General features: G+C 60.1%; 5 protein-coding genes and 1 pseudogene. 2 read left to right on the forward strand and 4 right to left on the reverse strand.

The genetic code is table 11. From position 1 onward, the window contains the following. From RSSM_RS21280 to RSSM_RS21295, 4 genes and pseudogenes are all read right to left on the reverse strand, one after another. Nucleotides 1-2,210, reverse strand: a pseudogene (locus tag RSSM_RS21280) (hypothetical protein); the annotation flags it as partial. Continuing rightward, entirely contained in the window at nucleotides 2,207-4,870 is a 2,664-nt protein-coding gene (locus RSSM_RS21285) for a vWA domain-containing protein (protein ID WP_008683757.1), read from the reverse strand. The gene RSSM_RS21285 and the pseudogene RSSM_RS21280, both read right to left, overlap by 4 nt. Beyond that, complete coding sequence (locus tag RSSM_RS21290) at nucleotides 4,867-7,428, reverse strand: BatA domain-containing protein (RefSeq protein ID WP_008683759.1); 2,562 nt, start codon at nucleotides 7,426-7,428, stop codon at nucleotides 4,867-4,869. The genes RSSM_RS21285 and RSSM_RS21290 overlap by 4 nt, the downstream gene beginning before the upstream one ends. Next, nucleotides 7,425-8,525: a DUF58 domain-containing protein gene (locus RSSM_RS21295; protein WP_044303211.1), complete on the reverse strand. Its 1,101-nt coding sequence runs from the start codon at nucleotides 8,523-8,525 to the stop codon at nucleotides 7,425-7,427. Before RSSM_RS21295 ends, RSSM_RS21290 begins: the two co-directional genes overlap by 4 nt. A gap of 338 nt (nucleotides 8,526-8,863) precedes the next feature. Here RSSM_RS21295 and RSSM_RS21305 point away from each other — a divergent pair, with 338 nt between their 5' ends. Both RSSM_RS21305 and RSSM_RS21310 read left to right on the forward strand, forming a co-directional pair. Further along, nucleotides 8,864-9,415, forward strand: a complete 552-nt coding sequence (locus RSSM_RS21305; protein ID WP_008683763.1) for a hypothetical protein — start codon at nucleotides 8,864-8,866, stop codon at nucleotides 9,413-9,415. 399 nt (nucleotides 9,416-9,814) lie between these two features. Then, on the forward strand, nucleotides 9,815-10,122 hold a 308-nt coding region (locus RSSM_RS21310; protein ID WP_008683766.1), incomplete at its 3' end, for a biotin carboxylase N-terminal domain-containing protein.

Raw genomic sequence — 10,122 nt, forward strand, 5'->3', positions numbered from 1 at the left:
CCACGTGACTGCGAACCAAAATCACGTACCTCACCGGCGAACGACTGAGTCTGCGAGAGCGAATCTCGCACCGCCTCCACGGACGACGACAACTGACGCGCAGTCGGCTGAGATTCCTGAGTCACGTTGCTCCGGGCCGATTCTAGATTCTCAGCAACATCAAAGAGTTTGCCGATCTGCTTCGAGACCGCACGGTCGAGCATTACCCACCGATCCGCCGCGACCGGGTCGTTCGTCCGCACAACCAGCTTTCGCAGCGACAACTCCCCATCGACATCGTGCACTTCACCGTTCGCTGATGCCGTCCCAGCAATACGTCGCCAGCGCTCCGCCAACGCGTTGAGCTCCTCCATTGGCATCACCTGCGAAGGGGTAGCAGTAACTTCGTTCCCGTTCGCATCGCGTTGCAGATTTTCAACACTCTGTCGGACCCATCGATCGAGATCGCTCCACCACCGATTGACGTCTTGGGTGAAAGCGTGCAACTCGAACAATTCATCGTGCCGCTTCGCATCGAAGTCCGCACTGTCGATAAAAAGGTGCAGCCACTCGGACGCCCCACGGTGGCCTGCTCGATCTAACGCAATCAACCGAGCCTTCAACCGCGTCCCGGCAGGCAAGACCTCCCCCGCGGTGCCGGTCGCGGACAGGTCTTCCATGTCCCATTCGAAAGCAAACACGTGGTTGTCCTCCGCCGGGTCAATTGGCAGGCTGCGTTCGCGGACGGAATCATCATCGCGAGCGTATTGAAAGATGACACGATCCATCGGCAAGTCATCTTCCACGCGGCCGCGAAGCCTCAGGACTGCCGCGGGAGAACAAATCTGCCGCCGGTCAACATCCGACGCCCACGACGCGGCGGGGCTCTGGTCGCTCACCGGATCGATCGCCCATCGTGGCAAGAACGGGTTGTCGAAACCGCTTTCGGAACTAACCGCGTTGATGCGGTAGGCTCCCGGAGTCGTCACGGCGACGCGGTATTGGAATCGCGTCGGGTCACCCTCGACGGGAGTCATCGGCACCTTCACGTCGGCTTCGACGTCGCCAAACGAAACCTCGGCCGCGCGGACCGGTTGATCGAACCGGACGGTGACGTCGGCGCGGGTCCCCACGATCGCTTCCAAATCACCATGTTGATCGACCACGACTCGGTCGGGCAGCTTCGTATAGGAAGGAAACCGGTATCGTTTTTCGAACTCTAAAACCCTCGGTCTCGGCATCGGGGTCAACGTCTGCCACAACGTTTCCGCATCCGCGGCGACCACTCGGTAGTGCACCATCGCTTTGTCGACCTGAACGTTCGCAGCGAAGAAGCGACGTTCGTCCTCCCAATCTTGTTGAACATCATCGGGCGACTCATCCGATGACATTGTCGCTGTCGCGTGATCGCGAGCAGCCATGATCTGATTCCCCTGCCGGCCGTCTTCATCACGCCACTGCAGCTCCACAGCATGACCACCTAGATGCTGCAACGCCGCGGCAACGGAAACGAGATCGCCTTCGGCAACGATTGCCGATGCGGGTGACGGTTCAACAATCTCGACCTTGGTAAACGACGCTCGCTCGATGGGAACAAACGGCACAAACGCTCGGGCCATCCGGCGTGGCATCTGCAGACTCGGGATCGCGGAAACTCCCGCGATCACAGCGATCAAACCGGCCACCAACCAAACCGACCGACGAATTAGCGCCCACGGCAGCATCCGTCCAATTTCGACTTTCGATAGGTCAGACGCCACGCCTGTTTGCAACTTGCCGCGAAAGTCGACCGAACCGTTGGCCACCCGCGGATCTTCCAACTCAACCGCCGACAACAACCGTTCACGCAGTTCCGGCGTGACCGCTTCCATACTCAAAGCAACCTCACGCCAATCGCGTCGACGCGACGCCCTCACTCCGCCAAACCACGCGACCGCCACCACGACCACATCAACCGAGATCGCCAACGCACATCGAATCATGGTTCCCATCCGGAACCCATAATCCAACAACACCACGACCAACATGCCCACGACCAATGCGGCCACCCCCAGCAAGACTCCGCGGAGAAACTGCAACCGCGCACGCCGGTCCGCAAACCGCTCGATCGCTGACTTCGTTTGCGGCAACATCTCGCTGCGTGCCGGAGGTTGCTGCCCGTGACCGACGTCGCGGGGACTGCCGAGCAGCATCGTGGACCGCGCGTCGTTGGACCAATCCGCACCACTCATATCAACCCCACCTTTTTCCGCATCCACCACTCAGTCGCCAGCAACACCACAATCACCGCAAAGCCCCACCAGGATTGCCACAGCGGCGTATCCGACTCGATAATTTCCCCGCCCGAGAGCGGTTCGATCAGCGACAAAATTTCATCAGCCGACGACTCATGAACATAACTCCCACCACCGGCGATCGCGATCCGTTGCAACGCCGTCTCGTCCAATGATAGCCGATCCCGCTCGCGAGTCCGCGGTGGTGTTACCCAGATCGGCGTCGACGCCTTCAACGCCGCCGCATCAAACCCGCTCGCCCGAACCCGCACCCGGTACGCCCCTTCCGGTAAACCATCCGTTGCACCGACATACGTACGTCGCTCCGCATTTTCCAAACGCATCGGAACCGTTGCGACGACCTGTTCGTCCTTCAGCAACAACGCATCGACCGTCGGCAGCGTCCCCGACTCGCCGAGAATCGAAGACGTCGGCAACAATCGAGCACGAATCGTCGCGGCTTGCCCGGTGCGATAGTCAATCCGGTCCGTTCCGATCGCGACAAAGTCATCGCTCGCGGCGTACGGAGGCGACATCGCCGCGGTCATCAATTGGTTCCAAAACCGTCCGTGCAGTTGGCTCTCGAGCTTGTATCGCCAGCGCCAAGTTTCATCCGACGCGAGGTAAAACACCCGCCCCGCACCAAACACCCTCGTCACCAACCAGGGTGTGCGTTTGACCTGCCGCTCGCTGGCCGCGTTCGATTCCAACCCCGCATCCGCCCACACCTCTGCATCCGCCCACACCTCTGCATCAGGCTGCGCCACGACGCGGCTGACCGAGTTCGGCGCAGGCAAATGTTGCCACAGCCCATCCTCGTCGTCGACGCGGCTCGGAACTGCGTCGATCCCTGCATCGGACAAACCGAGCATCATCACCGGTTGAGACTTGCCCGTGACCGTCGGCTCGATCCGTTGCACTCGAGGCCGTGAGTTCACATTGCCTACGAACCGAACCGGAATCAACGTCGCCATCGACTCGCTAACGTCATCCGACGTCGATCGAACTCGCGATGAAGTCGGTTGGCCGGTTCCCTCGTGGGTCACACCGTCCTCGTTGCCCACCAACTCAGCGATGCGTCCGTAGCGACCATCGAGCACGATCATCCCACCGCCGCCGGCGACGAATTCGGTCAAACGATTGGCGTCTTGCCGCGTCCACTGATCCGGTGGCACTTCGCCAAAGATCACCACGTCATACCCCGCCCACGCACGTTGCGAATCAGGCAGACGTCCGTCTTCGTCCCCCCGCCGCACCTTCGGCGAATCCGTCCCGAGCCCGAACAGAACCGTGTTCACGTCCCATGACGGGTCACGCGAAAACAGATTTCGCAAATAGCGAATTTCCCATCGAGATGATCCGTCCAAAATCAACAACCGGCGGTGACGCGACGCCGCCGCGACGCGAAATGATATCGAGTCGTTGGATCGATCCGAACCGTTCTCGCGAGACTCTGCCGTCACCGACTCAGACGGATTGCCCGGCGAGATACCGGCGGCTACCGATCTCGCGACGGGCGACACGCTCGCCGTCAACGACAACGCCACGCTGTCGCGATCGACGCCCCGCACGTCCGATTCCATCGCCCTCCGCATCAACGATTCGACGGCAAAGTCAAACCGGACTGAGGTTTTTCCATCTCCGTGCAGATCGACCACTTCGTTCCAGACGACTTCATCGCCACTTCGAATCTGCACGCGTGCCTTCTCTCCGTCGTACCCGAAGTGCTTCACCCAAATCGCCCCCGCCAAACGTCCGTCGTCGGCGACTCTTTCGGGCACGTCAACGTCGACTAGCCCCAGATCGGGCGACTCCTCAACGCTGCCAACACCCACCGCATGCACCTGCCATCCCGCGTCAGCCAAACGCGTCGCGACCTCCGCCGCATCCGCCACACCGGCTGAATCTCGTCCGTCGGAAAACATCACCATCACACGTCCGCCGCGTCCCACTTCGCGGTCGCTGCTTTCCTCGCCGTTCATCGGAGAATCGGCATCATCGCCACCCCACCTCGCATCGTCGGCGACGTGCCGCAGCGGCGCACTCAAATCCGTCCAGACGCCGCGCGGTTCCACCTCCGGCAAACCGCCTGCCGATTTCTCCGGCGCAGATCCTGGTTGCTCTGAACTCCAAACCAATCGCGAACGCTCATCAAACGTCACCACATTCTGAAAATGCGACTGGCGCAGATGATCGATCCATCCGTCCCGACCGGCGTCGCCGAACAGACGATCGTAAACACGCCGCATCCGGCTTGAGTTTTCGAGCGACTGAGAATCGCGTTCCGCCATGCTCGCAGAACCATCCACCGCCCATACAATCGTCGCGGGATTCCCGATCACTTGTCGGTGATGCCAAACAGGGCCCGCGATCAGCAAACAAGCCAACACGAAAACGGTGCCGCGGATCGCCGGCAGTCCCCATGACCAGGGCGCCCGCACCCCCGAGGTTTCGCGAAGGTACGCCGCCATCACGACGACGGCACCCAACATCGCGATCGCCAACACCAACCAAACAGGCCAGTCCGTCGTGAACCGCAGCTCGCCGAGCCCACCGATCCTGGTCGCGATCAATGGATCGAAGTCGATGACAGCGTTCGCCGAGGTGCTTAACGTCATGACGCCGCCTCCGGTCCAACCCGACTGACGCGGCCTACCGACCGAGTCACGCCGAATTGCTGCCACAGCACTTCCGCCGCTAGCATCACCAACAACAACCACAGCAGAGGCCGCCAAACCTCCGTCCCAAACCGATCTCGACGAACCGCCCCAATCAACGCTTCGGCGTCTTGGTAGCGTCTCGCTCCCAATCGCTCCTCACATTCGTCCAACCGATCCTCGTTTGCCCGCCGCAAAACAGACTCGGACGCTTCGACCTCGACCACGCGGACCTGCGCCCCCGTGCCACGATCGCGTTCTGCCTCGCTATCGTCGAGACGATTCGCGACGAACCGGTACGCACCGACTCGATGGGTGTCCCCATATACCAACGACGATGACGAATTGCCGACAATGGCCTGCGTTTTCCCATCCGGCCGAGAAACCTCCCATTCCCAATCACCCGAGCCCGTTCGGAAACGTGCATCTGGAAACACCACCATCGCCGTCCCTGGCCGAACCGTGGGTTGTTGATCAGACGCAAGCAAATCCAACACCAACTGCTGGACCATCGGCAGAAAGACCGGCCGCAGCGGCAAATTCGACCACGCCGTGTCACAAGGAAGCGCAAACTGAACGACACCGACGCGGCGGATACCTCCATGAGCCAGCGCGTCCTGCGTGGTTCCGCCCGTGAAACGGTTCCAACCACTCACCACCAATGGCTGCCCCGACTGCGAACGCAGCATGACGGTGCTCGCACCTCCCGACGTGCCCGACGTGCCCGATGCTTCCGATGCTTCCGATGCTTCACCCAACTTGATGCTACGGTACCGGAACACTCGAACGGTATCGAAAAGCGAATCCTGCTCGCCGCCGAGCAAACGCCATGCGTTCACCCGCGCACCCGGTGGTTCGATACGCATCGGCTTCGTCTCCTGCGGCGAGCCAACCACCTCGTCGAGTCTCGCCGGCAAGAACCCTTCCGAGTTCCACGCCTCCGCATCCACATTATCGCCGTCAAAAAACAACACCCGCCCGCCCATGGCCAGGTATCGCCCCAACACCCCCGTCCCTTCCACCGATCCGTCTTTCGCCGCGGGACTCTCACTGCGACGCGTCCCCGGCGGCGACTTCACGTTCGCAAACACGATCAACTCTGGGAACTCCTCGTCGTTGCTTTCCGCGTCGCCGACGTTTTCTTGGCCTGTCGCTCCGACGTCTTGTCTGCCGGAATCGAGAACTCGTTGCCACAGACTGACGAACTCGCCTGGACGGATCACTTTCGCCGCAACCAGATCACGCCGGTGGCTGACTTCGCGATCCACCACGCTCCGCCCGTCCCCGCGAACGATTGGTGTCCCTCTTCGAATCGCTCTCTGACGACGAGTCGATTGCCGCTCACCCGCGTCGATTGCACCGAATGCAAATGGGCTCAGGGCGACTTTCAGAAAATCGGTTTCGCTCTGCAGCGGCTCGTCCGACCAATCACCGTCGACCAACCAAACGTGGACCGGACGCCGAACCTGCAACGCACGCATCCTGCGGTTGTCCGCCATCAACGCGTCGGTATGTTCGACCGCGAGCCCAACGCTCGTTCCGCCCGGCTTTGAAAACGAAGTCCGCCACGCCAACTCCGAGGTTCCCCGCGGATCAATCGACACGACCTCCGTTTCCATCACACGATTGCCAACCAACCAGCTCGCACGGACACCGCTAACCGGAACATCCGAATCGTTTTGAATCGTGGCAACGACCGTCACCGTCTGATCGACCAAGACCGCCGGTGGGTCGATTCGGATCGACTTCACCAACACGTTCGCCAAACCGGTTTCCACGTCGGGCTCATCGGTCGATAACCCGACGTCGAGAAAGTCGACCTGCGGCGTCGGATCGATCCGGCCTAAACGATCCGAAATCGAATCCAACTCGGTCAGCAGTGACGCACCAGAACCGTACACTTCCTCCCGCCGCGACGCGTTCGATTCGCCGAGCACATTTTCCTGAAAATCCGACACCACGACGATGCGGCGAAACGGATGGGAGGCCTGCCGACATGCCTGCACTGCCGACTGCACCGCCGCGGTGAAGTTCATGCGCGACGAATCGAACCGCATCTGACGCAGTCGCGACCGAGCGTCATCCGCCGAACCGATCGACACCGGAGCCGCCAATCTGCTCGACGGGATGATCATCACCTCATCGCCATGTGACATCGAATCGAGCAATCGCGTCATCCCCGCGATCGCGCGTGTTGATCGGTTCCCGGCGGACATCGATCGGCTGTCATCGATCAACAATACCCACGACACCGGTTGCTCGCCCGCGACCGACTGCACCGACGAAATCAACGGCCGGGCCATCGCGAGAGCGAGCAAGATCGGGATCGCACAACGAATCGCGAGCAATACCCACTGGTGCCATTGCATCCGTCGGCGGTTCACCCGCATCACGTCCTGCAATAGAAACATCGCCCCCCAATCCAGCGACCGGTAGCGACTACGAAACAACAGATGAATCGCCAACGGGACCACAAACGCCGCCGCCCCCAACGCCATCACCGCGTTCAGAAACGTCATGACGACACACCTTTGACCGCACCACCCAACGCGTCCGGAGGAACCGCCTGCTGGCCGCTCCCCGACAACGATCCCGATACCGGCCCCGCCTGACGCATCGCGACAAAGCGAGCCAACGCGTCCACCAATGGCAGATCGGTCGTCAAAATCAAATGGTCGACTCGGCTGCGACGACACGCGGCCGCAATCGTCGCGTTGTGTCGCTGCATTGCCTCGACGTAACGACTGCGAACTTGGCGAGCATCGACGACTTCCCGCCTCCCATCCGATTCAAGATCTCGAAACTCGATCCGATCATCAAACGGGAAATCCAACTCATCCGGATCGAGCACCTGCAGGAAAATCACATCCTGTCGTTCCGCCCGCAACAAAGTCAGCGAGCGTCCCAACGATTCCACATCGCCCAACCCGTCCGAAACCAGCACCACCAAACCGCGACGCGGCAGCTTGCTCAGCGAGTGTCGCAACACCAGGCCCAGATCCGTTTCGCCGCCACGTGATTCGATCGCGAGCGATCCCAAGATCGTGTTCAGATGCGACGGCAACATTCGCGGCGGGACATACTCGCGGATCCGCGCATCAAACGTCATCACGCCAACCGAGTCTTGATTGGACAGCAACAGGTACGACAGCGAAGCGGCCAGCCCACATGCAAACTCTTGCTTGGTCCCTTTCCACCACGACGGAGGAGACGCCTTCGAACCATCCGCAGCAGACTTTCTTTTCTTGTCTGTCCCCTTATCGGTGCGATTCCCGTTTGGGTCTGGTTTCGAATCCGTCGATGCCAGCGGCAACGCTCGCTCACCGGCGTACGCCATCGATCCGCTCTGATCGACCAAAATCATGCAGCGCAGATTGGTCTCTTCTTCGAATTCGCGAATGTACAACCGATCGCTCTTGCCGAACGCCTTCCAATCGATATTGCGAACTTCATCGCCTGGCACATAAGGGCGATGCTCTTTGAACTCGACGCTCGATCCCTTCTTCGCCGATCGATGGCGCCCCGCCGACAATCCCTCGACCGCACCGCGAGCGATCAGGCGCAGCGATTCGATTCGCGACACATCGCGGGCGCGGAACAAATCGGCAAGACGCATCTGGCGTGCTTTCAACAAACGAAACGACGATCGGAGAATCTCATCCTATCTTAACGGTTCGCAAAAATGCCGTCAGGCTTCCCGCCGCGTTTCCAACGCGACCGCACGCTTTCCCTTTCCGCCACAACGACCGCGTAAAACGTGGCAAATAATTTAAACGTTACGATGAAGCAAAAAAAACACCGCAAGACAAACCACTCGCGAGAACCGTTTGACGGTGGCCTGCGTAGCCCCCTGAACCCATTGTTAGCCCTGATCAAAATGCTTTCACCCGTTGAGTCGCTTTTGCTCAGCCGCTTTTGCCCCTCAATAACACCCACTCCTTCAAGGAAACGGTCATGTCCCGTCTCAATTGGCTCGCAAATTCAACTCGCTTCTGCGTCGCAATGACCGTTCTGGCTTACGCGATCACCATCACAGGCTGCAGGCAATCCACGCCGACGGACACACCCCCGGCGTCGGAACACGATCATGACGACCATGACCATGACCACGCCGGACATGACCACGATCATGACCACGAAATCGACATCGACAGTTTGCCCGCGATCGACACACCCGCCGGCCCCGCCACGCTGAGCGAGGGCATTGAACAACTCGCGTCGATGCAAGACGCCATCGCTAAAGGATTCGCCGATGACGACGTGGACTCCATCCACGGGCAACTTCACTCGATCGGCGGGTTGCTCGAACACCTCGAATCCCTGACCGCATCGAGCGACTTGCCAGCCGAAGCGAAAGAGAAAGCCGGCAAAGCGATCGATTCGCTCTTCGACGCATTCGGCGACGTCGACGCAAAATTGCACGGAGACACCGGCAAAGACTACTCGGACGTGTCCGACAAAATCGACGAAGCCGTCAAGACACTCACCGGCTTGAAACTGCCTTAATGCTTCGGCAACGAAGCACCATGCTGGAACTTCACTAGGCGATTCCGAATGACGTTTCGCGTCGCCTTCTAGTAGGCCGGATGAAAGAGGCCCAAATACAAAAGACTCAGCGACGCGCATCCGGCAGGCTCGCAATGTAGGCTCGCAATGCCGAAGCGCAATCCAAATGCCGGAACGTCGCTGCGCTAGGTCCGGCCTACAAGTCGATCCCGACGCGTGCGATAGCCTACCCCATCTTGCCGCACACACGCCCGACTCCTCACCACACGTTTCCGCACTGAGGGGACTTAAAAGCGGATTCATGCGCCTAAACTGCCTCCTAACGACTTCCCAGCAGGGCGTAGCATTCGCTAACCTAGCCGAAACGTCAAACCCCACACTTGATATATAGACTAGGCAATGGCTCAAAATCCCGGTTCTGTCGCTCCCTCCGCGTCCGTTTGTCCCGTCCGCAAACTGCTGGTCGCCAACCGCAGCGAGATTGCGACCCGAGTGTTTCGCTCCGCCACCGAACTGGGCATCAAAACCGTTGCCATCTACTCCCACGAAGACCGCTACGCGTTGCACCGGTTCAAGGCCGACGAGGCCTACCAAATTGGCGAAGCCGGCGAGCCCATCCGGTCGTACCTGAACATCAACGCGATCGTCGAAATCTGCAAAAAGCACGACGTCGACGCCGTCCACCCGGTCTACGGATTCTTGTCCGA

Origin of the sequence: Aporhodopirellula sallentina SM41, assembly GCF_000346505.1 — a bacterium.
GTDB classification, from domain to species: Bacteria; Planctomycetota; Planctomycetia; order Pirellulales; family Pirellulaceae; genus Rhodopirellula; species Rhodopirellula sallentina.